19 protein-coding genes are annotated in these 25,539 nt (G+C 57.2%); 7 read left to right on the plus strand and 12 right to left on the minus strand.

The window, feature by feature from the left end; all coding sequences use genetic code 11:
- Positions 1-148: 148 nt before the first annotated feature.
- From N2602_RS31860 to bioB, 3 genes are all read right to left on the minus strand, one after another.
- Complete coding sequence (locus tag N2602_RS31860) at positions 149-1,285, minus strand: 8-amino-7-oxononanoate synthase (RefSeq protein ID WP_260380566.1); 1,137 nt, start codon at positions 1,283-1,285, stop codon at positions 149-151.
- Between the two features lie 92 nt (positions 1,286-1,377).
- Positions 1,378-1,731, minus strand: coding sequence for an aspartate 1-decarboxylase (gene panD / locus N2602_RS31865; RefSeq protein ID WP_260380567.1), 354 nt, complete (start codon positions 1,729-1,731; stop codon positions 1,378-1,380).
- Complete coding sequence (bioB, locus tag N2602_RS31870) at positions 1,682-2,776, minus strand: biotin synthase BioB (RefSeq protein ID WP_260380568.1); 1,095 nt, start codon at positions 2,774-2,776, stop codon at positions 1,682-1,684. Before bioB ends, panD begins: the two co-directional genes overlap by 50 nt.
- A 113-nt stretch (positions 2,777-2,889) precedes the next feature.
- Between bioB and N2602_RS31875 the strand changes: the two genes are divergently transcribed.
- The 5 genes from N2602_RS31875 to N2602_RS31895 all read left to right on the plus strand — a co-directional run bounded on the left by N2602_RS31875 (position 2,890) and on the right by N2602_RS31895 (position 7,558).
- Entirely contained in the window at positions 2,890-3,528 is a 639-nt protein-coding gene (locus N2602_RS31875) for a GntR family transcriptional regulator (RefSeq protein ID WP_260380569.1), read from the plus strand.
- A gap of 96 nt (positions 3,529-3,624) precedes the next feature.
- Positions 3,625-3,945 carry a Dabb family protein gene (locus N2602_RS31880; RefSeq protein ID WP_260380570.1) on the plus strand — a complete coding sequence of 107 codons (321 nt, stop codon included), beginning with the start codon at positions 3,625-3,627 and terminating at the stop codon, positions 3,943-3,945.
- A gap of 128 nt (positions 3,946-4,073) precedes the next feature.
- On the plus strand, positions 4,074-5,468 hold the full coding sequence (gene pabB, locus N2602_RS31885) for an aminodeoxychorismate synthase component I (protein WP_260380571.1): 1,395 nt from the start codon (positions 4,074-4,076) through the stop codon (positions 5,466-5,468).
- Positions 5,465-6,049 carry an aminodeoxychorismate/anthranilate synthase component II gene (locus tag N2602_RS31890; protein WP_260380572.1) on the plus strand — a complete coding sequence of 195 codons (585 nt, stop codon included), beginning with the start codon at positions 5,465-5,467 and terminating at the stop codon, positions 6,047-6,049. Before pabB ends, N2602_RS31890 begins: the two co-directional genes overlap by 4 nt.
- 450 nt (positions 6,050-6,499) lie before the next feature.
- The gene (locus tag N2602_RS31895) at positions 6,500-7,558 is read left to right on the plus strand and encodes a pyridoxal-phosphate dependent enzyme (RefSeq protein WP_260380573.1); all 1,059 of its coding nucleotides are present in this window, start codon (positions 6,500-6,502) and stop codon (positions 7,556-7,558) included.
- Positions 7,559-7,639: 81 nt separating this feature from the next.
- On the opposite strand, the gene N2602_RS31900 is transcribed toward N2602_RS31895, so the two are convergent.
- Positions 7,640-8,158 carry a hypothetical protein gene (locus N2602_RS31900; RefSeq protein WP_260380574.1) on the minus strand — a complete coding sequence of 173 codons (519 nt, stop codon included), beginning with the start codon at positions 8,156-8,158 and terminating at the stop codon, positions 7,640-7,642.
- Positions 8,159-10,477: 2,319 nt separating this feature from the next.
- Between N2602_RS31900 and N2602_RS31905 the strand changes: the two genes are divergently transcribed.
- On the plus strand, positions 10,478-11,407 hold the full coding sequence (locus tag N2602_RS31905; protein WP_260380575.1) for a TauD/TfdA family dioxygenase: 930 nt from the start codon (positions 10,478-10,480) through the stop codon (positions 11,405-11,407).
- 911 nt (positions 11,408-12,318) lie between these two features.
- Here the strand turns inward: N2602_RS31905 and N2602_RS31910 are convergent.
- Genes N2602_RS31910 through N2602_RS31935 form a run of 6 tightly spaced genes read right to left on the minus strand, consistent with a single transcriptional unit; the run spans position 12,319 to position 20,278 of the window.
- Positions 12,319-13,656, minus strand: coding sequence for a glutamine synthetase family protein (locus N2602_RS31910; protein WP_260380576.1), 1,338 nt, complete (start codon positions 13,654-13,656; stop codon positions 12,319-12,321).
- Positions 13,656-14,942: an ATP-grasp domain-containing protein gene (locus N2602_RS31915; protein WP_260380577.1), complete on the minus strand. Its 1,287-nt coding sequence runs from the start codon at positions 14,940-14,942 to the stop codon at positions 13,656-13,658. Before N2602_RS31915 ends, N2602_RS31910 begins: the two co-directional genes overlap by 1 nt.
- Positions 14,939-15,952: a DMT family transporter gene (locus N2602_RS31920; protein WP_260380578.1), complete on the minus strand. Its 1,014-nt coding sequence runs from the start codon at positions 15,950-15,952 to the stop codon at positions 14,939-14,941. Before N2602_RS31920 ends, N2602_RS31915 begins: the two co-directional genes overlap by 4 nt.
- Entirely contained in the window at positions 15,949-16,782 is an 834-nt protein-coding gene (locus N2602_RS31925) for a gamma-glutamyl-gamma-aminobutyrate hydrolase family protein (RefSeq protein ID WP_260380579.1), read from the minus strand. The genes N2602_RS31920 and N2602_RS31925 overlap by 4 nt, the downstream gene beginning before the upstream one ends.
- Complete coding sequence (gene rtxC / locus N2602_RS31930; protein ID WP_157286235.1) at positions 16,779-17,834, minus strand: dhydrorhizobitoxine desaturase; 1,056 nt, start codon at positions 17,832-17,834, stop codon at positions 16,779-16,781. The genes N2602_RS31925 and rtxC overlap by 4 nt, the downstream gene beginning before the upstream one ends.
- 32 nt (positions 17,835-17,866) lie before the next feature.
- A complete protein-coding gene (locus N2602_RS31935; RefSeq protein ID WP_260380580.1) occupies positions 17,867-20,278 on the minus strand; it encodes a 2-aminoethylphosphonate--pyruvate transaminase in 2,412 nt (803 codons plus the stop codon).
- A 1,652-nt stretch (positions 20,279-21,930) separates the two neighbouring features.
- On the opposite strand from N2602_RS31935, the gene N2602_RS39025 reads away from it, so the two are divergent.
- Positions 21,931-22,185 carry an LLM class flavin-dependent oxidoreductase gene (locus N2602_RS39025; RefSeq protein WP_409241932.1) on the plus strand — a complete coding sequence of 85 codons (255 nt, stop codon included), beginning with the start codon at positions 21,931-21,933 and terminating at the stop codon, positions 22,183-22,185.
- 75 nt (positions 22,186-22,260) lie between these two features.
- Here the strand turns inward: N2602_RS39025 and N2602_RS31940 are convergent, their stop codons facing one another.
- Positions 22,261-22,461, minus strand: coding sequence for a hypothetical protein (locus N2602_RS31940; protein WP_260380581.1), 201 nt, complete (start codon positions 22,459-22,461; stop codon positions 22,261-22,263).
- A gap of 1,242 nt (positions 22,462-23,703) precedes the next feature.
- Complete coding sequence (cysN, locus tag N2602_RS31945; protein ID WP_311738673.1) at positions 23,704-25,536, minus strand: sulfate adenylyltransferase subunit CysN; 1,833 nt, start codon at positions 25,534-25,536, stop codon at positions 23,704-23,706.
- Between the last annotated feature and the right edge of the window lie 3 nt (positions 25,537-25,539).

Raw genomic sequence — 25,539 nt, forward strand, 5'->3', positions numbered from 1 at the left:
CAACGATGAAGGCTCGACATTGCCAAGCCGCGCGACGAGCTTGATGCCGATCTCTCCTTTGAGACCAGAATGAAGGGTTTCCGATAGCTCGCAGGCGCTCGGTCACCCTTTCGAAAACGGCCGTAAGCGGCCAACACGATTTGCCGGTTCATGGAGCCTGACTTGCTGTCTCCTCGACAAGAGCATCGAGCATTGCAAGCACATCCTCCTCGGCGACGTTGAGCGTCAGTGAAATGCGAAGACGAGCTGTGCCAGCCGGCACGGTTGGTGGACGGATGCCGCGGATGTCGAAACCGCGAGCCTGCAGTGCAGAGGCAATCTGCATTGCACGCGTATTGTCGCCAACGATATAAGGCACGATCTGCGAGCTCGAGGGATTTTGCCAGCCGCGGATACGCATCTGCCGATGTGTAAACGTGACAAGGTTGGCCAGACGCTGCTGACGCTCGGGCTCCTGCTGCAGGATTAGCACTGCTTCCCGCACGGCGAGGGCCATCAAGGGTGAGGGGGCGGTGGCGAAGATGAAGGGGCGGCAGCGATTGACCATGAAGTCGCGCAGCACAGCTGGCGCAGTGACCAGCGCCCCGGCGGCACCGAGCGCCTTGCCGCACGTATGAACGACCAGAAGATTCTCGCGCCCCTCATAAGGCGCGGTAAGCCCCCGCCCCTGCTCGCCGTAGACGCCTGTGGCATGCGCCTCGTCCACGATGAGAAATGCATCGTAGCGGTCTGCGATCCCGACCAGGCTTTCAAGCGGCGCGAAATCGCCATCCATACTGTAAAGACTTTCGACCACGACCCAGACGCGGCCCATTCCGCCCCTGGCCCGCCAGTCACGGATTATGTTTTCGACCGACTGGGGATCATTATGGGCACTCACTCGAAACTCGGCCCGACCGGCACGCGCACCTTCATGAATGCTTGCGTGCACCAGAAAATCCAGAACAAGCAAATCGCCCCGCTGCGGCAGCGTTGTCAGGATAGCGAAATTTGCGACATAACCGCCGCCAAAAAAGAGTGCCGTCTCTGCTTTAAAGAACCTGGCAGCTTCTGCTTCGAGATGTTCATGTTCTTCACAATTGCCCCGCAGAAGCCGCGACCCACCGGCTCCGATGGGTGTACCAGCTTCGAGCCCCGCCAAAAGAGCCTTTTTCATCCGCGGCGCGCTTGCGAGGGCGAGGTAATCGTTCGACGCAAAATCGGCGCCTCTGCGTGGCTTCAAGCCGCGCAGGCGGCCGTCTTCTTTCAGGTCATGCAAAGCGGTCACATAGGCATGAAGGTTCATGAGGGATCGGACTCATCGCTCACCATGGCATGCCCAAAGAGGTGCCAGGCGATTTTAAGGGTTACAAGAACGAAACGGGATAATGGTAGCTTTCAGCCCGGCAAGATGCGATTTTCTCGGTCAACCAGCACAATCCGTGGCTTGAACGTTTTTGCTTCCTCCTCATCAAAGGAGGCATATGCAACTATGGTCACTTTGTCGCCGGGCAACGCGAGCCGCGCCGCCGCGCCGTTCAAGCTTATGATACCAGAACCTCGGGGCGCCTCGACGACATAGGTTGCGAAGCGCGCTCCGGTTTCGATGTTGTAAATCTCGATACGTTCGTTGATCACAATGCCTGCAGCGTCGAGCAGTGCACGATCGATCGAAACTGCGCCTTCATAGTGCAAATCGGCTTCAGTCACCGAGGCCCGATGGATTCTGCCCTTCATCAAGGTAATCTGCATTCTTACCTACACTGCCGTTTTGCGGAGAACGTGCAGGGTTGCCTGATTCACTCAGGCAAAGCCCAGATGCAACGCCAAGCCGGTTCAACAAATTCATGTCTCGGTCACGCTGCGGATTGTTCGTGGTCAACAGCACATCGCCAATGAAGATCGAATTCGCACCGGCCAAAAAGCAAAGCGCCTGGAGTTCATCAGTCATGTACTGCCTTCCTGCGGACAACCGCACCACGCTCCGCGGCATCATGATCCGGGCGGCAGCCACCAGGCGCACCATCGCGATCGGATCGGGACGCTCTGCAGTCTCATTCACCGGAACGCCCTGAACCTCGTTCCACACGTTTATCGGTACGCTCTCCGGATGTTTCGGCAAGTTGGCGAGCAGAACAAGCATCGCAAGGCGGTCCTCCACGTGCTCGCCCATGCCCAGAATGCCGCCGCAGCAGATCTTGATGCCCGCATCGCGAACATATGCGAGTGTGTCGATACGGTCCTGCAAGGTGCGGGTGGTGATGATCTTGCCGTAGAACTCCGGCGAGGTATCGATGTTGTGATTGTAGAAATCGAGCCCTGCGTCGGCGAGCCGTGCAGCCTGCTTCGGCGTCAGCATGCCAAGTGTGACGCAGGTTTCCAGGCCAAGTCCCTTGACCGCGCTGACCATGTCGCAGACCTGATCGAGATCGCGATCTTTAGGGCTGCGCCAAGCCGCGGCCATGCAGAATCGGGTGGCGCCGGCGTCCCTGGCGCGCCGCGCTGCCGCGACGACGTCGGCGCGATCGATGAGGCGCGTGGCTTTCAGGCCGGTGTCGTAATGCGCGCTCTGCGAGCAATAGCCACAATCTTCAGGACAACCGCCGGTCTTGATGCTGAGCAGGCTCGCGGTTTCAATGTGGTTTGGATCGAAGTTGAGGCGATGAACGCTCTGCGCCTGAAACATCAGATCGGCAAACGGCAGATTATAGAGCGCCGCGGCATCGGCGCGCTTCCAATCATTGCGAACCGGCGCGCTGTTACCGCTGTCGCTCCGTTCTCTCAAGACATCAACCATAAGCTCGCTCGGTCAAATCATAGATAGTTTGGAAAATTATCTATGACTATTGCTCTGGATTGATGCTAACTGAGGTCGCCCACGAGTGCACTCGTTTTTCTGATAGATAATCTATGATGACTGATGGCGAGAACTTGACGACAGTTGGCCGCATCGCCGAGTCGATCGGCGAACGCATTATCACCGGCGCCCTGCAGCCGGATGCTCCACTCCGCCAGGATCATGTCGCGCGAGAATTCCATTCAAGTCACGTCCCGGTGCGCGAGGCATTTCGGCAACTCGAGGCTCAACATCTTGTCGTTGCTGCACCTCGTCGTGGCGTTCGAGTTGCCCCGCTCGATATCAATTCGGTCAAAGAGATCGCCGAGATGCGTGCCGCGCTAGAAGTGGTCGCGTTACGCAATGCAGCTCCAAGGCTCACATCGGCCCATTTGGCGCGGATCGAGCTCGCTATAATTGAAGGAGACAATGCCGAGACGCTCCAGGATTTCGAAACGGCGAACCGCGCTTTTCACCACGCGCTCGTGGCGCCCTGTGCCATGCCGCGACTGCTGGCCAGCCTTGGCGGCTTGCAGCTTGCAAATTCTAGGCTGGTGTTCGCGATGGCGCGCAGGGCTGGGTGGCGACCGCGGCCCAATCAGGATCACCGCCTGATTCTGCAAGCACTGCGCGCGCGCAACATCGATCAAGCCTGCAACCTGCTTGCGCGCCACATTCAAACGATCGAGCGCCTTGCCCTGCCTGCGTCCTGACCAAGGATGGCCCATTGGTACGTGGCGTGCCGCATTGCAGCGGGCTGTGTTCCAAGATATCAGGCAACCAACTTCATTTCACCGGTATGGTTAGCCATGATTCGTCACATCGTCTTGTTCACTGCCAAGAACAAAGCCCACATTGATCAAATGATTGAGGGCCTCTCGGTCCTCACGGCAATTCCGCATGCGCGCCGGCTGGAGGTCGCCCGCAACCGCAAGAGCGACCAGCTCGGCAACGACGTCGACGTTGTCGTCTATGGCGAGTTCGACAGCGAGACGGAGCTCACAGCCTACAAGGAGCACGCTCTTTACCAGGAATCGATCAAGCGAGTGCGACCGCTCCGAGAACTGCGGTTCGCGGCCGACTACAATGTGCCGATTGGACGGTCTATCTCCATGTCGGAAACGGGCTAGTCACTCAGCGCACCTGGCGCATTAGCCTGACAATCCATCTTACGAGTGCGGCTTCAGAAGCAGACCGCTCTCGCTGGGGCAAAATCCCAAGGTCCTTGCACTCCTACCGGCCGGAGACCGATAGCCAGATGCAGGTTCGTGAGCTGCCATGGATCGATCCTGTCACAGCGATGCGTCGTCTGGCGCATCGCCCCCACCTCACATTTCTCGACAGCGCCGCAAAGCATGGGTCACTGGGGCGCTATTCCTACCTGGCTTGCGACCCCTTCAGCACCTATATGGTCGCGGACGGACAGGCGAGTTGCGACGAAACAGCGATGAAGGGCGATCCATGGGAAATGCTCCGCACGCTTCTCGCGAAGTATTCCCAGGAGCATCGCCCTGATCTTCCGCCCTTCCAGGGTGGTGCCGCTGGCTTCATTGCCTATGATCTGAACCGGACGTTGGAGCGATTGCCAAGGCCGGAATTTCCCGGTCAGCGCCTCCCCCAATCCATCCTGCATTTCTATGACGTGATCCTCGCCCACGATCATCGTAACGACAGATGCTGGATCGTTTCTACGGGATGGCCGGAGCAGGATCCCGTATCCCGGAGTGCTCGTGCCGGCCGTCGCGCTGATGAGTTTGTCTCTCATCTTGCCGGCCCGACACCGCTGTGGGACGGCTCCGCCGGCACATCGGGAGGATGGCGCTCGAACTTCAGCCGAGAGGAATACATTGCCGCAGCACAGCGCGTCATCGACTTGATCCTTGCTGGAGACATCTTCCAAGCCAACATTGCGCAACGCTTCAGCGCCCGGCTGCCGACTTCATTCGATCCGCTGGCCTTCTACTGCCGCCTGCGGTCATTGAACCCCGCCCCCTTTGCAGCCCTCCTGCGTTACGGCAAGTTGACTATTGCATCGAGCTCGCCAGAACGATTCCTGAAGCTTGAGGGGCGACAGGTCGAAACGCGCCCGATCAAAGGTACGATCGCCCGCTCCGCTAATCCCAGGAAAGACCGGCGCCGTGCTGAAATCCTTGTTGCGTCTGAAAAGGATCGGGCGGAGAACACCATGATCGTGGACCTTCTGCGTAACGATCTGTCTCGAGTGTGCACTGCGCATTCGGTGGAGGTCCCAGCGCTCTGCGAACTCGAATCCTATGCCTCGGTGCACCACCTCGTCTCGGCTGTTTCGGGTGAACTTGCAGCAGACCAGGACGCCGTTAGGCTATTGCGGGCTTGCTTTCCCGGTGGCTCCATTACCGGAGCGCCGAAGGTACGAGCCATGGAAATTATCTCGGAAATCGAGCGTGTGGCGCGCGAAGTCTATTGCGGGGCCATCGGCTTTATCGGCTTTGACGGTCATATGGACACGAACATCGCGATCCGCACCGTAACGATCAGTGACGACTTGGCCGTGTTTCATGCCGGAGGCGGTGTGACGGCGATGTCGGACCCAGAGGCAGAATACGAGGAGACACTCGCCAAGGCACAGCGGATATTTGATGCATTCCGGGTCGAAACATCCGGTGCGCCATGATTGCGATCATCGACAATTACGATTCCTTCGTCTTCAACATCGCGCGGTATTTCAAGACGCTTGGTGCATCAACCGAGGTCGTTCGGAATGATGTGGTCAGCATCAGTGATCTTGTTGCGCTCAAGCCGCGGGCAATCGTCATCTCCCCCGGTCCCTGCACGCCAAGTGAGGCCGGAATATCTAACGCCGTCATACGTGAGCTTACGGGGCACGTCCCAATTCTCGGCATCTGCCTCGGACACCAGTGCATTGGGAGCGTTTTCGGCGGACGTGTCGTGCGCGCACGTCGTCCCATGCATGGGCGTGCCTCGCATATAACACATGACGGCCGAGGGCTTTTCACGGGACTGCCATCCCCACTTTGCGTCGGCCGCTACCATTCTCTTGTCGTTGAGTTCAGCGAGGTTTGCTCGCAGCATGTCATAGTGACAGCGCGTTCGGAAGATGGCGAGGTCATGGCCCTTGCACATCGTTCTGAACCGACTTATGGCCTGCAGTTTCATCCGGAATCAATACTTACCCATCGAGGACACGTGCTGCTCACTAACTTCTTGCGGCTCGCACAGACTTCCTGCCTATGAGATACGAAGATCATTGCCAGATCCGGTAACTAAATGTGGGAGCGGATCGTGAGCGTGAAAGCCGGCTTTTCATCAATGATCTACAGAGAGGTTCTGGTCTGATGGATCCTCAGCCTTCGAGGCTCCGAGCGACAAGGCTATTGGGCGCTCAAGTTCCGAACGGCCGGAATGTCGTGGAAGACATCTCGTGCGAACGCCCTCTAGACTGTCTGCCCAGCAAGACGGTTGCAGGAACAAGTCTCACTTCGCCGGTCTCATACCAAGCGGCTTTCCTTACGGGGGAGGCTGCGCAGCAACGCCGAATGAGCCATCGAGGCGATCTGATGTCTTCCGCCGCAGCGAGACCGGAGGGTGGTGTTTCACGCATAGCTAGTTCATAATCGGCGGAAACAATTGCTGTGCAGCACGCTTGCCGCAGCAAAGCGTCCCTTTTGCGGGCAAGATCAGCGCGTGAACAGTACTGCTTCCGTTCCTGTCGATGCAATTGCGGCCGAGCTACGCGGCCTCGATCCCGCATACTCAACCACGCCACTCTTGAACCTTCCGGCGCTGGCGAACCGGCTCGGAGTGGCGCAGGTGCTCGCGAAGGACGAGGGCCGCCGCACGCTCGGTAGCTTCAAGTCGCTTGGTGGCACCTATGCCGGGTTGCGCGCGCTCGCCCGAGCCTCGCGTATGCAGGTGGCCGACCTTCTCGGGGCGCGACCCAAGGGGCAGCCGACCCTGATCTGCGCCAGTGACGGTAATCACGGGCTCGCGGTAGCTGCCGCCGCGCGCTTTGCCGGGGCGACCGCCCGCGTGTTCCTGCACGAGGGCGTGCCGAACGCGCGCGCGCGCCGCATCGAGCATCAGGGTGCCGAGATCGTGTGGGTGCCCGGCACCTACGACGATGCAGTCGATGCGGCCGCAGCGGCGGCCTGTCAAGGCGCAGGCATTCTTGTCGCCGACACGACCGACGATCCGAGCGACCCCATCGTTTGCGATGTCATGGCGGGATACGGCGTCGCGGCGGCCGAAATCCGCAATGAGGTGGATTTCGCCGGCCATGGGCGTCCGACGCACGCCTTCATACAAGCTGGTGTGGGCGGGCTCGCCGCCGCCATCGCCGAGGGCCTCTCCGGCTGGCTGGCACCTCCGGGACATATCGTAACGGTCGAGCCCGAAAGCGCGGCGTGTGTTGCGCCCGCACTCGCGGCCGGCCGGCCGATTCGGGTGAAGGGCGATCTGCGAACGTCCGCGGAGATGCTCTCCTGCGGCCGCGCGAGCGCGCCGGCCGTTGCGGTGCTCAGGCGGCACGGCGCTCGGGCCATCACCGTGTCCGAGGCGGAATTGGTGGATGCTGTTCGCCTGCTCTCCGCCCATGACCTGGCCACCACCCCATCCGCTGCAGCAGGCTTGGCGGGGGCCATGACTGCTTTGGCAATCCCGAGCTACACAAGCAATCTTGGACTCGACGGGCGGAGCCGCATTCTCGTCCTCCTCACTGAACGCGCCCTGGACGGCCTAATGTGATCACCGCGATCTTCCCTCCTGGCTCGACATGGATTTTCTCAACGAGCCATGTCCAGCAGGCCGGAGGGCTTCATCATTGGATTACCGGCGGTCCGCCTCCGGCTCGGCGGCTAGCGGCGCGCCCCCGACGGAAACCGGCCCTTCTGGTTTAGACGGGCGACTGGCTCTCGTTATCGCCTTCGAAGCGGTATGGGCTGCTGGCGGACGAGGATCTGCAGGAGGAGGCGGAGCAGTCGGTGGGCTCTGCAGAGCCTCAATTCTTAAAGTCAGGACTGCGATTTGATCCAACATCCGCTGCAAATCGGCTTGCTGCGCACTGATGTTGCGATTGAGCGCCGCAAGCTCTTCGCTCGCCTCCTGTTGCCGCAACTGAATCTCCGAAAGGATTGCTTTGTCTTCAGATGACAAGGCCGGCATTGAGACGATTTCAGGTGTTCCCGACGCCTCCAGGAATTTGTCAATATGAGGCCAGTAACGGGCTCCGCCAACGCATAGGCCCGTGAGGATGGCGACAAGTCCAAAAACCCATGGAAGGCGTCTTGATGACTTGCGCAAGACGGCAGGCAGCTCCGAGCCGTTCGCTTGATCAATCACATCCATGATCCCTTGCCCTGCACCTCAACCTGCAATGGCTCTCGTTGACGCGATAGTCGACGACGGTCAAGACCTTCAGTGAGCCGTCCGCGCGAAACGAAAATTGGTCATGCACAACGATATCGGGAAGATCACGCCGCTTCCGCGTCGACGTATCCAGCCTTTCAACCAACCGATGTTTTCCCGCGCCAACCCACCACTCAGCGCAGTAACGCTGCACAAGCAAGCGCGATACGAATGCGAAACAATCTAAGTTCACTCGCGGTGGAGGGGCGTTCCTCCGCGCTGGCGGCGATCTACGAGGCGGACCGTTGAAAGATGAACAAGCACACTCGCAGAAGGCGGGCTCAGCTAAGTAACGCCCGATCAACTCTGCGCCCGAATGGATGACTTCGGGCATGATGAGCTAATCGATTGAGGGACGACGAAGGGCGGTCAACAAGAACGGGCGTTATCTCGAAGAGATCAACGGCGACGCCTTTGACTAGGATCATCGGCCTGGATTCACGATCGCCTATGCCGAAATTCACCACTGCATGGGGCTGTCATCTCGAGCTTGACATCGCATCACACCACGTCTCACCGCCAGAACGACATTATACGCGCGGGGCAGCGCAAGGATGGCGACTGATCGTGTACGCCCGGCATAATCCACTGACGGGAGGAGGAACAGAGATGACTAAAACACTTAGACGGATGCGCTGCACGATTGCTGCTGCCTTCTAGGCAAGAGCGCCTTTTTTAAGCGTGAGCAACCGGCAGTTCGCAGTTTTACCAGGAAACACCGGGGATATTGAGATATTGAGTTCTTAGGGCTAAGTAGGACGTTGCAGGCCGAGTAGCCTGCATCAAAGCGGCGGTCCGCCAAAGCTTAGAGAAAACGGATCAGCCTGTCAGCCGCCTCATAATAGCGATGGAGCCTTCGAAGGAAGTGTTCGGAAATGCGTGGACTCCTGATTCTCTTTGTCGCGTTTACGATTATGTTGGCAGCACGCGGCCGGCACCAGGATGACTTTGTGCCGCGGCCGACCGCGTCTATGCCACCAATCAACGTGCCCTAGCCTTTTCGCGCCACGAATTCGATAGATACGTTGATCGAGTTGCTCCTGATGCAATAAGGGCATCGAGATATTCAGGCGAGGAGAGCTGGACTACAATCTTCTGGACGGTCGCAATTGAATTTGGCACGTGCCGTTCAGCCGCATTGCCCGATCCCCTCGGTCTATAATTCTTCGAGAATAGTAGCTTCCTTGACGACTTGAGTGGCAGCTGTTGCTGTGAGAAAATTCGTTCTCTCGCTCAACGACCAGAACATCGCAAGCCGCGATGCGCAGTATTGAGTATGATGGCGCACCCTACCCACCCCGGTGGCCAGGGCCGACCTCGGATTGGGTTCATGTCGTCGTGCTCAATTGGCGCTGTGCTACCGCTGATCGGAGGAGGAGACGGCGCGTCGATGATTCTCTGGCAGATCGGCCCCCACCCGACCCGTCCTCACTCGCAGTAGACACGTGAGCTGAAGGTCAACTTCTCACCTCTACCACAACCTGCCACGCGCAGCGGGACGTCCCAAACCTTGACCGCGAAGCGGTTCGATTTGCGGGTAACGTCTGAATACCACGCGTGCTTCTGACAGCCTCTTGTCAGGAATTACCGCGCATCCAGATCTTGTCCATGTCCTGACAGCTTACAAGGGTCATGTCGCTTTCGAAACAATAGGCATAAAGGGCCGCCACTCTTCAAGCCTGGTCAGGATATTGTGCGCTCCCGGCTCTCTCCAGTACAATGTGCGACGTAAAGGACGACTGAGCTTTGAGAACGATCGCAATGGCTATTTCGTCGAGCTAACGAGCGATCCTGTGATCGCCTCGCGCCGGACACACCGATCCTTTGCGCTACTGCTCCAATGAAGCCTGCCAGAGTGCCGCCCTCGGCAACTGGCACGGAGATTGCTCGACATTCGTTCGTTAACGAGAGTCCTCCTATGAACACAATGCGACGCCCGCATCAGCACACATCAAGTGCTCCAGACGACTTCGAAGGATCGCAATCGCATTACAATCACCGGGGCCTTTCGGCGAAGCAATAACCGTCGGGTATCTGATGACACTCCTCGAATCGATCAATACAGTCCTTCAGAAGAGGACAGGCGTCTTCAAGCGACATCCCATCGAAGATGGCACCGGATAAGCCACAATCCATGCGCAGCCGATTTGGCTCTCGCAACAAAATGCCCATTTTCGAGTGATGCGCATTGTAACTCCCCTTCTTCGTGAGTCGCGGAGGTGGATCGGCAAGGAACCGCATAAATTTGGAGGATGCCACATGAGCGAAACTGCTTTGGTCGACGATGGCATTCCGGATAACGCCGTCGTCAAACGCGCAGCTCGCATCGGCGCTGAAATCAGAAATATCAGACTCTCAGGCGATTTGTCGGACCAGGCTATCGCTGCAATCAATCGATTGCTGCTTCAGCATAAGGTGATCTTTTTCCGTGATCATTTTCATCTCGATGACGCCGAGCAGGAACGCTTTGCCGCACGCTTGGGACACCTTGTACCGCATCCGACGCTCGCTACGACCAGGGGAACGACGTCGATTCTGGAGCTCGATTCTTCCCGCGGCGGTGGCCGGGCCGACGTGTGGCACGCTGATGGGACGTTTCTGGATGCTTATCCCAAGATTCTGGTGCTGCGGGCTGTTATAATCCCACAATTCGGCGGGGATACGATCTGGTCAAACACCGCAGCCGCTTATCTCGACTTGCCGCCGCCGCTGCAACGGCTTGCAGAACAGCTCCGGGCCGTCCATAGCAACGCCTTCGATTACGCTGGAATCGCCCGCGTACGTGCAGTCGATAAGAAGCATTTTGATGAGGTCTTTACGAGAACGATCTTTGAGACCGAGCATCCAGTCGTGCGAGTCCATCCCGAAACCGGCGAGCGTGCACTGATGCTCGGCTGTTTGGTGCAGCGCTTCATTGATATTCCGAAATTTGATGGCCAGAAGCTGTTCGATTTATTTCAATCGCATATCATTGCGCCCGAAAACACCATCCGCTGGAGCTGGAAGGAAGGTGATGTTGCGATCTGGGACAACCGCGCAACACATCATTATGCCGTAAATGATTACGGCGATCAGCATCGTATTGTTCGGCGCGCCACCATCCATGGGGACATACCCGTCGGTGTCGACGGGCGCTGCAGTGTAAAGCGTCTGGAAGTCGAAAAGCAGCTGCCCATTAGAGTTGCCTAGCGAGCCACTTTCAGCGTCTCGGTCGAACGGCCCCACCGATTCGTTTGTCAAGCCTGAGTTGTCCGCGCTGGTTCCTACTTCAGATCCGGAGGTGCCCTTCGGTGAATTGGGCCTACATCACATGCACAGAAATTCGTAGGCAGCTTAGTGAGCTCGATGTAGAACTCTTAAGCCAGATCTTTCGCCGGCTGAGCAGATCACCCGCGACCTTGCCCCACGGATTTAATCCCACGTTGAAGTTCGCTCTGGCCCAAGGTAGAAAATGAGCCTCGTTTTTTTTGCTCATGGCACGTGATCACCTCGCTGGGCGGCCGGCAACACCTGCAGGTTTCGGCACGTCGACCATCGAACTCGCAAATCGATGGAAGTTTGGCTCCGCCATTCGCCTGCGGCCTATTCTGTGCAGACCGTGGTATGGTATCATTGCGCGGGTGGTGAAACCGGCGTCGACAACTATTTCCTTGATCCCATTCCGCTCCCGAACACGACGCCACAACATACAAGGCAACATTCCAGGCGGCGCGAAGCGGCGAACTCTTCCTCTACGTGAACGTCGCGGTGATCGGTCTGCCATGGGTCTACGACAGCTTCTATTAGAACAATGGGGGCAAGGCCAAAGTGGCGGTCCGACTTCTGTGAGTCATCCAGACGCAGGCAATTGCGACGACATTCGCGCGCAGCCGACGCTTCTATGAGCAAATGTGCTGCTCAAGACCGATGGTGATGCATGTGTCTCTCGCGCGCCGGGCACTATCCGCACAAATGGCCTAGCAAGGAGCGCTGGGACATTCCGATGGTCGCGATGCCGCCTGATTGCGCGACCCGATTCAAGCACGTCCGCCAGCCTCACTCGCGTCCTCACATGATACAGCAACGTGAACCGCAATTCGAACGGTCGCCCCCACTGGCGCCTAAATAGCCTCGAAGTACCGCTCGCGTTCACAGTCGGAGACTCGATGTTGAACAGCTTCCCACTCCCATCGCCGGGAACGCGAGAACGCTTTAACAAACCTGCCGCCGAACACGTCGATCGCCTTTGGAGATTGCGCAAACCGGAAAGTGGCCTCAGCTAAGTTTTGGGGAAGCCGTTCGAAAGCAGGATCTCTTTCGTCACTTGCATCACCAACAATTGGAGTTGCTAACACAGCTTTCTCTTCAATGCCCAGAATTCCGGAGCCGATGGCACATGCGAGCGCGAGATAGGGGTTTACATCTGCGCCACTCAATCTGTACTCAAGGCGGTGTGCAGACTTGTTTCCCGGAATGACCCGCACCGCACACGAGCGATTGTCAACTCCCCAGCTCGGACAAGTTGGAGCCCAATAGCCGGGCAGCAGCCTCTTATAGCTGTTCACGTTGGGCGCGGCGAGAACACAAAAGTCGTTCATGTATTTCAGCTGGCCGCCAACGAATTGGTTCATAATTCCTGAGATGTTGCGGCTCGCCTCGCTGTCGTAAAATGCGTTCTGACCATTTGCCGACATTGAAATGTGGATATGTCCCGACTGTCCCGGCCAATTCTCCGAAACCTTGGCCATAAACGTTGCCATCAGACCCCGGGTCTGAGCCCAGGATTTCACCATCGACTTGAATAAGACTGCCCGATCCGCAGCCTCGAGGGCATCACAATGACGAAGCGACGCCTCAATCACGCCAGGGCCGGTTTCAAAGTGAAGCCCGGCGAGCGGTAGTCTCGCATTGTCACAAAATGCTAGAAGCGCTTCGAACAGCTCATTGCTGGCGAGGGTGCGCGCCACTGAATAGCCGAAGGGGCCCCGCGTTAGAGGAACCCATTGATCATAGGGCTTCTTATGAATTGTTTCTGTACTCTCATTGAACAACATAAACTCAAACTCGAATCCAGCAGTGCAACTGTATCCGTGGTCAGCAGCTCTCCGCAGTACTTTCCGCAAAACACCACGGGGGCAGATGCTCTCATGCGCACCTGCAAACTCGGCGAGGCAAAGATGACGGTCAGGAGAAGTAGGTACGGGGCGCGCCGTGGCTGACAGAACACGCAGATCGGCGTCTCCAAATACTGATGGCAGCTCTTGCCCGAAATGGACTGGTATCACTCGGTCGGAACAATCCCAGGCGAGCACGGCTTCGGAGAACTTGATGATCGCGTCTTCGGCCGAGACATCGTCAGATAATACGTGCTTGCCCCGAAGAATACCATCGAAGTCGCATACCCCAATCAAGGCCTTACGCGATCCATTCGCGCGAGCCGGCCGAATTTCGCTCGCCATTAAGCCCGCCCCTGCGCCTTTAACTCGAATACCTGGTCCATACGCATTGCTCGCAACTTGCGATGGTCGTCATCAAGCTCAGTCAAGTTGTTGTTCACAAGATAAACGATTCCCGGAGTCGACGCTAAGTCGGTCGTCGGGACCAGGTTCTGACCTATCGGAACAAATGCTATCGCATCGGCGAAGCTCGGCAGCTTGCGAATTGCTTCGAGTCCGGGATAGCCGCTGACTACACCGTGCATATCGGAGATGAGCGAGACGCAAAGTGCGTGAGCCTGCCGCCTGTAAGGCCCGCGTCCTCTCATATACTCGGTGAAGCCGACGGAATCTGCGTAGCGCCACGCCGTCAGTGTTATATGATTGTGACCCAACGCCATGGTCCTGGCTTTTGCAGACATCGTCCCTTGAAGCCTCGCTCCACAGTCCACTAGAACCGGCCCCTTGCGATCGACGATAATCTCGGCATGAGCAGGTCCGTTGACGATTTCAAGCGCCTTTAACGCTTGCACCAAGTAGTCGGACAGCTCTTGAACAACTGGTTCCTTGCCTCCCAGTAACTGCTCGACCGAACAGACCGATCCCGCGCCTTTGACGGGAACAGTGTCGTAAGTCCACACCTCCGTGACGAACGTTTCCCCGTCGACCGAGATAGCGTTCACGGTGTATTGTTGACCGTTTATCTTCTCTTGGCCGAGAGCAAAACGATTCATCGCTCCGAGGCAATTCGTCTTGCCGACAATAGCGTTCACAGCTCTGCGAACATCTGCATCGGTCGAGCAAAAGAACACGTCCTCGGTACCTGCGCTGTTCAACGGCTTTACAACGATTTCGTCGAAGCCCTGTTGACGCATCCAGCTTGTGACTTCATCCGCATTATCGGACACAACTTGTCCGATCGATCGCACTCCTGCACACGTCAAAGCGTCAGACATGCGTGACTTGTCACGTCTTGCGGCTGACAACGCGGTGCCATTCGAAGGAAGCCCAAGCAGTTCGGATAACGAATCGGCAAGTTCAACGCCAGACTCGCATCCGGCTATGATGAATTCCAATTCTCTCGCTCGGAGAGCCTCCAGGTGAAACTGCACGACCTCCTCGTCACTCATGCGCTCGCCCGGCCGAAGGACTTCATCGTAGATGTCGGCGTTGAAGTGCGACTGAAAGATCGGTGGAATCCGCGCACTCGACATCGCGTGCACAGTTTTAATTCCGTAACGCTTGAACTCTTCCGGCAGGTATCGGCCTGTGGAGTATGCGTCGACTATGACACAACGACGTTCCTTCATGCGGATCTCCGATACTGGAAGTAGAGGTTACCTACGGCGATAGCCGTAATGAGAACATTTCCCAACAGCGTATATAAGGACGGCACGATGCGAGAATCGAAATACTGAAACAGAAACGTGATGATAGGGGCCGTGGACAAGACCATGTTGACCGTGAATGGTTCTACGCGGCGAATGCCCTCCTGCACCAAGATCAAGGGAACAATGATCGTCGAGAGTGCAATCATTAGGATGGCAAGCCAATGCTGTGAGACCTCGTGTAAGACAGAGGAATGATCGCTCAATACCAGCAGCAAGAGAATTGCTCCGTAAAAGCGATGAGCCAGTACTTGTCGGCCAGATAACCCGCGATCAAACAGCAGTTTCACGAGGATATTGGTCAGCGAAAGCGACAGCCCAGCTACAATTGCCAGGAAAATACCAAGGGATGATCGTGGCCCCCATTCGATTCCCGCGTTGCCGCTGGCAGCGATCCACACCATATAACTGCCGACAGCTGCGATCAGAACGCTCGCGATGATATCCGATTTCGGGGGACGCCCCTGTCTCCTGATCAGTGCGTTCAACCATGCTGTCGCAGTGGGTCCTAGTGCGACCATGAACGTGACCACGATAGCAGGTTCGGCATATTTCAGTCCGACAAACAAGCCGACCCAACTTACCGCGGTAACACAATTAAGGGACACAAAGGCCGGAACCGATGATTTCCCGACTTTCACTCCAACGCCTTCGCGCTGAGCCAAGACGTTGAACGTCATACTTACGATACCAAAGGATAGCAGGAGAGTGATCCACACGTTTGATTGCTGGAAATACGCTGCTGCATAGACGTCACCTGCGGCGCTAACGAGAACATAGAGAGCAACGAAGAGCACTCCGGCCGCGAATTTTGCGCTCGGCTTGTGCAAAGGCTGCAAAACTGATCGAGACCAGAAGCGTGTTTTTGACGACGTTTCAAAAGGATCTCCTTCTTTCGATCTTAAAGCACCGCGTTTCGATCGAAGCTTCACAAAACACCCCTTTCACTTTCCAAGCGGTACGTGACGCACGCCGCTCCAAATGCGTTGAAAAGCTGCTTGCTCAGGGGATCAGTTTCGACGTGCCATTCAGGGTGCCACTGCACGCCAATCTGCAGCGTCGGCGCGCCTGTTACCGAGGCCGCCTCGATCAGACCGTCGGACGCCCAGGCTTCCGGTTTTAGCTCTGCCGCAAGCCTTTCTATCCCTTGATTATGCAAGGAATTGACCTGTGCTTCGACCGCGCCCGCGATAGGACGGAGAACGCCGTCCGGACATAATTTCACGCTGTGCGCTGTATCGTACTGGCGATCCCTCGGCAAACCGGCCTTCTCTGCATGCATGTGTCCGCTTTCCTGCCTCCATTCGGACAAGGACTGGTGAAGTGTGCCGCCAAAATAGACGTTAAGCTCCTGAAGCCCGCGGCAAATGCCTAGGATCGGCATCCCAAGGGCAACTGCCTTCTTAATGGCTGCCGCCGACAGCCTGTCACGAGGGCGATCCCTCACGCCGGCTCGAACATCGTGCTGACTTGCTAGCTTCGGTCTTCCCGAAGCGCACGAACTGAACATGGCAGCATCGATATGCGATTCATCCCCCGTCAAAATCAGACCGTCGAGCCTGCCCATGATCGCCAGATCGTTATCCAGTTCAGCATCCTCAGCATCGATCGTCGGCAATATCACGCAAGCCACGTCCGCATAGCGAACGAGGGCTTGAACGTATTTGCGCCGCAACCAGTCGCGGTGCACGCCATCTGTCACAAGACGGTTTGAGGTCACGCCCACCACGGCGCGGACCGCGTCTGCCCGCTGCGGTATCAAGCCAACTTCTCCCTCGCATCGGAACTGGCCAGAGACTGCTCATACAGCCGCCGATTTCGCTCAATCAACTGGGCAATTACGCTAGGTTGACCTTGAGGTCCCTTGACGAAGAGCCCTCCCCACGTTGCGGCAACACTTGCGTATTGAGGATCCTGCATCCGAATTTTCTGCGCTTTGTGCAAGAGCCAGAAAGGAATGCCGGGCGAGAGGTGATGCTCGAGGTGGTATTCGTCGAGATTCTGGCCGAAAACGGCTCGCTCGATAAAGCTGCCCTTCCTATTCCGAGTCAGGTAGACGTTCTTTGTCTCGGTCTCGCACATAGGTGAGTGCTCGGCGAGCTCGATGAACCAGCCGAGAACCTGAAATGTGGTGAGATAGGGCACGATCCAGAACAGGACGACGATGTGGAGCACGCCAAGAAGATATGACCCACCGAGTATGACTATCCAAAAGAGATAGAAGCCATACTTGTCGATAAGGACACCCGACCGGCTCTGGTCCTCGACACCGACCGAAAACCGATTGGTCCAAAGATACTTCAGATACGCAACTGTCGCGCCACCCAATATCGGCTTCCAGATTATGTTGAAAGCGTACTGCTTAGGAGGCTGAACGTCGTAAACGCCGCTGGCCAAGAAGAACTTCAAGTCGGGATCCCTCTCCGGATCGCCGAGATATGGGTGATGCAGGTATACGTGCGAAATCCGGTATGCCCAATGGCGCTGGAACAAGGGATATGACGCGAACAAAATGCCCAGGACATAGTTCCAGGTCGTATTCTTTGCGAGAGTGCGGTGCGCGGCATCGTGAGCGATTGTCGTCAATCCACGCTGGAAGGCTCCAATCAACAGAACTGCGAGGGGATAGAGCCACCACGAGACATGGACCGTCGCCAGGACGCAAGCTGCGATCACAGCGTAGTCCTTCACGATGTAAGCAGCCCCCGTTATGTTATCAGGTCTGAGCGCGGAGAGCTGCTGGTTGATCTCGCGTTCAAACTGAACCGCCTCAAAACGTGACGACCTCAATTTCCAAGCATCTGCCTGTTTCATGAGAACCCCTTCCTGGATCGACTTTCAGGTTGTCAGATTGCGGATAGCGCCTTTTCCAAGTCCTTGATGATGTCGGTAACATCTTCAATGCCGACGCAAAGCCGGATGGAGCCGCCGAATATGCCGGCCGCCTCGCGCTTTTGCCGTGGGACGGTGGTGTGGGTCGTAGAGACAGGATGGGTTACCAGCGTGCGGGCATCTCCCACGTTCGAGACGTGATACATCAAGCCGACGTTCTGGATGAACTTGCGGCCGGCTTGCTCGTTCTCCACCTCGAGCATGACCATCGCCCCATGCCCGTACCCGGTATTGAGTGTCTGATCGATGATTTCTCGGTCGGCTCCTTCAAAGAGGCTCGGGTAGAAGACCCGGCGCACTTTTGGGTGCTTGCTCAGGAACTCGGCGACAATCCTGGCGTTCTCGCAGTGCTCCTTCATACGGAGATATAGCGTTTCCAGTCCTTGAATGAGCTGGAAGCTTGCAAAAGGCGAAATGGCCGCGCCAGTATCGCGCAACCAAGTCATCCGCGCCTTGAGAAGAAACTCGCTCTTTCCGAGATCATCGACCTCCGCCAACGCGTTGCGCCAGATGATTCCACCGTGCGCATCGTCTGGGCCGTTGAACAGTGGGAAGCGCGACTTTCCCCGATAATCGAACTCACAATTGTCGACGATCAGTCCGCCGAGCGTCGTCCCATGACCGCAAATGTATTTTGTGGCAGAGTACGTCGTAATCGCGGCGTCGAGAGCTGACGGCTGGCACACCAGGGGAGTTGTCGTGTTGTCTACGACCAACGGGACGCCATGCCTTCTGCCGATCTCCGCCAGCTGCTGAACAGGAAGCGGAACCAGGCAGGGATTCGAGATCACCTCCCCAAACAGACATATCGTTCGGTCATCGATGGCCTGTTCGAACGTCTCGGGGTTTCGAGGATCTGCCGTCCTGACGCTGATACCGAGACGCTTCAAGGTGTTGTGAAGCAGATTCCACGTATTGCCATATAGATACGGAGAAGCGACGACGTTATCTCCCACCTCGCCGCTTGATAAGTTGACGATTGCGAGAAACGTCGCCGCTTGACCTGATGCAACGGCCAGCGAGTCGCGTCCCATGTCGACCGCGGCATACCTCTTTTCCAGTGCGCGGGTCGTCGGATTGATGATTCGAGTATAGGTGAAACCATCAGCCTTTACGTTGTAGACGTCAGCAATATGGCTCAGATCACCGTCGAGCTCATAGGCCGTATTTTGATAGATCGGAACTGCTACAGCTTTCGTCACCGGATCACGACGGTATCCTGCGTGCAAAGCAGCAGTTGCGGTCGAATATGAATGCTGCGCGATGCTCGCCATTGGTTGCGAAATCTGTGCACTGCTGTCACGTGTCTCCTGGGCCGAGACTTGTCCCGCAGACGGAGTCCGACCGGACCGGAAGTATGTGCGAAACGCACAACCCAACTGCTCGATCCAATCGTATCGAATCTCGCCAATACAGCCGACCCGGAAACTGCGCGTGGGAAGATGCAGCTTCGAGTAGACGTAAAGGTTATGGGCCGCCAGGTGGCGATATAATCCATCAAACCCGACCTGGTCGGAGATGCCAGCTGGAGCGGTGAACGCCACGCAAATAGGCGACTGCAGGTGCGCCGCAAGCAGCGGGGGCACCACTCCTTCCAGCTCCTTTATGATGCCGTCCCTTATCTTCTCATACCTGCGGCGCCTGGCATCAATGCCTTCGATGCTCAGGATCTCCAATGCCTTTGTAACTGCCTGAACAATGTGTGTTGGAGGGGTTGATCGCCATTCACCCGTGCGCTCAAGCGAGCGCCATTGATCTCTCACGTCGAGAACAAACGATCTTGGCTCTTGGATTGCATTCTCAAGGAGCTCGCGAGAGGCAATGACGAAAGCCAATCCCGGTGGACCTTCGATACACTTGTTGCTCGACGTAACCAAGACGTCTGGTCCGCCACGACTTAAGTCGATGTTGACGCCGCCGAAAGAACTCATCGCGTCAACGATGGTCCTCACGCCACGTCGCCTCGCCACCTCTATGATCGGCTCGAGCGGATTCACAATTCCCGTGGTTGTCTCGCAATGGACAACGCATAAGTGCGTGATGCCTGACTCTCGGCTCAAACGCTCGGCGATTTCCTCAGGGTCCAAAGGCTCGGTGGCTCGCTTGATAAGCTTAACCGCCTCGACGCCCCACAGCCGCAGAATCTTGAGAATGCGCTCGCCATAAATACCGTTTATGCAAACGAGCGGCCGATCGGCCTGGGTGAGAAATGTAGAGAGAGCGGCTTCCATTCCAAAAGAGCCGCCTCCCTGGATAGGAACGACCGAATAGCCTTCCGCGTTGCCCGACACATTCAGCATCAGTCGCCTCATGCGCGCGGTCACTTCCTTGAACTCGCTATCGCGCGATGCAAGGTCGAGCTGCATCTCGGCTTTCACTGCCGACGATAACGACATTGGTCCAGGCGTCAGCAAAGAACGTTCTCTCGTCACACCATCCCCTTCTATGTTGTGTCCATTACAATTCTGCAGAGTCAAACCATGTCATTCGCCGGACGAAGGCCAATCGCCAGTGAACGGCGCGCTGGCCCTCCACGACAATTCAAACCTGTCTGCGTAAAGCCGGCACCGATATCATTGTAGATCCCCTGGGGATTGGGCCGCACCGCGTTGCCGAGTGCAAGTCACGGTAACGCAGCAGCCTCCTTTTGGCATTGCCATCGAGGGCCGCCACTCGCGTCGCTGATAAGACAGTTATCCAATCTGCGTACGTGTGACGGGCGCCTTACAATCCGACGGTGAGCCCGGTGCATCTGTCGGACGCGCATTGATATTGACCCAAACATAGCGAGCTTCACGATCGTCGCTGATGACCGAAGTCGTCGTGCATGAGCCTAGAATTTTGGACATTCGCATTCTTTGTCCCTCGTTAAAGGCCGTGCCCGCGCCCGTCACCGCCTGTTTCACTACCCTACAACTTGACGTAGGGTTCGATTCAACCCTCTCAGATAGCTGACCGTGTGAAATTTTTCGGACAAAGCCATGTCGCATGGAATCCGAGGAGCCACCGAATGTGCACGATCTCACAATGACTCCCATGAAGCTCCGAAGGTAAGACGCGCCCAAAGCGTAAGGCGGGCAAGTGACCGTTGGGACCTCTGAAGGAGAGAGCTTGTGGCGTATGCAATGGTGACAGGCCAGCCGAACGGGCCACTTGTGCTGAGCCAGCATGAGCGGATGTACTTCGAGAGGCAAGTTCGTCTCATCCTCATCATCATTGCTTCGGTTGCTACCTGAGCGGTGCGGCGCGGTCCCGCGGTGAGAGAAAGGCATTGCAAGCAACTCCGTTGCTAGCGGACCTGCCCTCGATGAACACACCCTCGACAAATGGCGCTACCGATTAACGATTGTTGTGATGGCCTGCTTGGCGAGGTCGGCCCTGGCCGCCCTCGCACCATCGACGACCATCAAGCTGCCGCGGCGAGCCAACGAACGTTGCGCGACGACGCCATCAACGCGAAACACTGGTCGATCCCATCGAACATGCAAAGCGATGTGCGGCACGTGCCGTGCTTACTCTCGCCTCGCGCTTCGTGATCGGCAACTGCTACAGGCGCTACCGGTAGTGGAGTTACTGAAGTGCTTGATAAAAGACCGAATCTCAGGGTTCTGAACGTCCGGATGTCCGTATCATCATGGGTAGCCACGACACCCGCGAAAACACCTAGGATCTAAGCGCGGATCGCCTGCTCATGGCGCTGCACCGGAGAGACCGCTGCATTTTTCGGGCCCTTACGTCTTAGGCGGGCGCCATTCTGCATAGTTGGCGCGTCCTCTGGCTCACCATGCTCGATCGCGTCGCCCCAGATGCGTCACCGAAGCTCGCATTGACGGACACGGAGATTGCATTGCTCGACGCGGCGCGAGCATCTGTTCTGTGTGAGACACCAATCTCTCGAGCAGAGATGTCACAAACTGCGATGTGATCTCAGGAGGCCGTCTTGATTGGGGAACCGGTGAATCCGCTTCTCTGATGGAGATGCACTGCTTTGGCCGAGCAGACGGCCAATATGATGTTGATGCAGCCGTATCCAGAATATAACGGGCGTTTTTTTTTCAAAATGCCGGCCTGTAATGTCGTGCCCAAGTCAGTCCAGAAGCCGCATCCCCCGATTTGGATGGCGTGTTCGCGACGCGAGAACATTTTGCACGCAGCGCGTCACGGGTTGGGCGCGCTTGTCTTCTGCTTTGTCGAGGCGTCGCAAGCAAACGTATGGTGCGATGAGTACTACGAGATCATCAAGTCCCAAAACTGCGTCCCCATTGGGCGCTAACGCCAACATCGCGATTTCGGAAACGGCATGATAGTACAGACGCCGAAGAAGCCATGCGCCGTGGACCCGGTGGCTTCAGGTCGCCGAAATAGTCCAATCCCAAAACGCATTGATTGGCGGAGTTAGCGGATCGGCTTCGCGCAATGTCCCGTGCGCCGACATATTGATGCTTACGCTTGACCCAGCGGAGCCGCCGCAATCCGCCAGCCACTGCCGAAGATCGGCGGAAAACATCGTCGCGCCGAAGTCCACGTCATTCGCGCCGACCGGGTCCATCGGGACGTTGCCTCCGCTAATCGTCAAAATGACTGGGGTTAAAACATTCGTCGATTTCGAGGCGAGCCCGAACGATAGAAACGTCCTTAGCGCGCAATTCGATATCTCCACCGTCGCCCTAATCCGGCGGGGCGTCGATACGTTCAGTCAATTCGACATGATCACGTCTCACTTTTTTGCGCAGCCTAGGCATTCCTCCGAACGCGCGGGGCTGTCTCTCTGCCCGGCATGTTAAGGCAGTGATATCCCCATGGTGCCACCGTGAGTCAAGGCTCCCACAATACCCCGCGCGTTCGAATGCGATCTAGCTGATTGCCGAACGGTCGCTCTCTTCGGAGATCAGCGCTTGTGACACAAACGAACGCCACTCATCGTCCTCAAGGTCGATACACGCGTGCTTGCCACCCCGCCCGCAAACGGTCAACCTAACGGCACCGTTCGGGAGACGCGACGCACGGACGTGTGGGGCTGGGAAGTCGGCGTATTTCTGCGTCAACTCAGCGATGATTTTCATGGGCGCGCCTCTCGAATTGGTGGCCGGCGCAGTCCTTGCCCCGGCCGAGGTGTGAAGATCTTCCAGAATATCCGCGCTGGGTGACACCGTCGGGCTGCGGAGACTCCCGGTATCCGCGTTGTCGCGTATGCTCTCGTGAGGTTGGCGACGATCCAGTCGACCACTGATGCGGCTGCGCCGAGTTGCCACATCATCGTGTCCACTTCACGCCCACCAGTCCGCAGCCCAGACCTGGCTTGCGTGAAACGGTCCTGCAACAGGGCCCCAAGCGGGCCTATGTGGCGAACGCGATTCACGTGGCGTTTCAGAGCTCGAGCTCAGAGCATACAATAACAACAGGACTCATGAGTCTGCGCGCATGCGGCAACGGACCGCACCTCTGAGCCGTTCCGCTCTCGGTTGGCTCGCTTGCGGCACTTGATGGTCGCATCCGGCGCCCGTTCGATGTGGCCTATTGCGCGTGGCACATCAACCCGGCGTTGCCTTTCCTTCCGGAAGCGGCTTTGGATCGGGCTCACCTCGCGCAATCGAACAGAGGCGTGACAATTCAGTGCGAGACGGTTTCGCCGACCAAGCCCGCATCGGCACTGTTGGCGGCGCGTCGCACCCCCAGCCATCATGTTGGCGCCCTGTATCGATCCTCAAGGTTTTAGTGCGGTCTTCTCCGCTAAGCGTCTGCTGATCGCCTTTCACTGGAGCGCAGCACATAAGGCATAGGAGAGGGCTCCCTAGCGATCGCCAATGACAGCGCGGGCCACCAAGAGATTGACCACCGCATCGGCTAGCTGCTCGGCCGTTTGTCCCAAAGTCGTGAGATGCATTTCCGGCCTTAACGGCCTTTCGTATGGCGCATCGATGCCGGTGAAGCTCTTGATCTCGCCAGACTTCACCTTGGAATATAGACCCTTGGGATCCCGCCGCGCGCATTCTTCGAGCGGCGTGTCGACAAACACTTCGATGAACTCCTCCTCATCAAACAGATTGCGTATCATGTCGCGTTCAGCCCTGTAGGGCGCGATGAACGAGCAAATTACGATCAACCCGCTGTCTGCCATCAACTTGGCGACTTCCCCGACACGCCGAATATTCTCAGCGCGGTCGGCCTGGGTGAAGCCAAGATCCCGATTCAATCCGTGCCGGAGGTTGTCTCCATCCAGAATCATGGTGTGGCAAGACATTGCAAAGAGCTTTTGATCGACGATGTTTGCAATGGTTGATTTGCCCGCGCCGGACAGCCCGGTGAACCAAATGACGCAAGGCTTCTGGTTCTTGAGTGCGGCACGCGCTGCTTTATCTACCGACAGCGGTTGCAAAGCGATGTTGGTCGCCCGCTGCACCGCAAAGGCGATCATGCCGGCTCCAACCGTGCGATTCGTATGGGGATCGATGACGATAAATGATCCCGTCTTCCGATTGCTATCGAAAGGATCGAACGCCACGGTCACTGACGTCGCCACTTTGCAAAACCCGATCTCGTTTAGACGAAGCGTCCGTGCTGCCAGGTGCTCACGTGTGTTGACGTCGATCCGGTGCTCGATTGCGGTGATGCTGCCGGTTTTGGTCTGTGACCCAACGCGCAGGATGTAATTGCGTCCAGGGACGAGCGGGTCCTTGTCCATCCAGATGAGATAGGCGGCGAACTGGTTAGCGACCTTGGGAGGCTCGCTCGGGCGCGCCAGAAGATCGCCGCGGCTGATGTCGATTTCGTCTTCCAGGGTGATGGTAACGGCATCGCCGGCCTCAGCGCGGGGAAGATCGCCCTTCTGGGTCACGATCCGCTTAATTCGGGTAGTTTGACCGGACGCTGCGGCAACGATCTCGTCGCCTGCCGAGATGCTCCCGGAAACCACCGAGCCGGCATAACCGCGGAAATCTTGATTGGGCCGGTTCACCCACTGGACCGGAAAACGGAAGGCAGTAGCCGCGTTGGGCTGGATATCGACGCTGTCCAAATGGTCGAGCAGGCAGGGACCAATATACCAATTGGTATGATCTGAACGGCTGACAAGATTGTCGCCGTAGCGGGCGGAGATCGGGATCGGAACGATAGAGGTGAAGCCAAGACCGACAGCAAAAGTCGAATAGTCGTCAACGATCCGATCAAAACTCTTCTGCTCGTAGTTGACAAGATCGATCTTGTTCACTGCTAGCACGACATGACGAATTCCGAGCAGGGAACAGATGAAAGAGTGGCGCTTGGTCTGGACCAGTACGCCCTTTCGAGCATCGATCAAGATGATGGCGAGCTCGGCATTCGAGGCGCCGGTTGCCATGTTGCGGGTGTACTGCTCGTGGCCGGGAGTGTCGGCCACAATGAACGAGCGACGCTGGGTGCTAAAGAATCGGTAGGCCACATCGATTGTGATGCCCTGTTCCCGTTCGGCTTCAAGGCCATCGACGAGCAGCGCGAAATCAATGTCGCTGCCGGTAGTGCCGTGCCTAGCGCTGTCCCGTTCCAGCGCCGTGAGCTGATCTTCGCAGATCATCTTGCTGTCATGCAGCAGCCGGCCGATCAGTGTCGACTTGCCGTCATCCACCGAACCGCAGGTGATGAATCGCATCTG

The organism is Bradyrhizobium sp. NC92 (assembly GCF_025200865.1).
GTDB lineage: Bacteria > Pseudomonadota > Alphaproteobacteria > Rhizobiales > Xanthobacteraceae > Bradyrhizobium.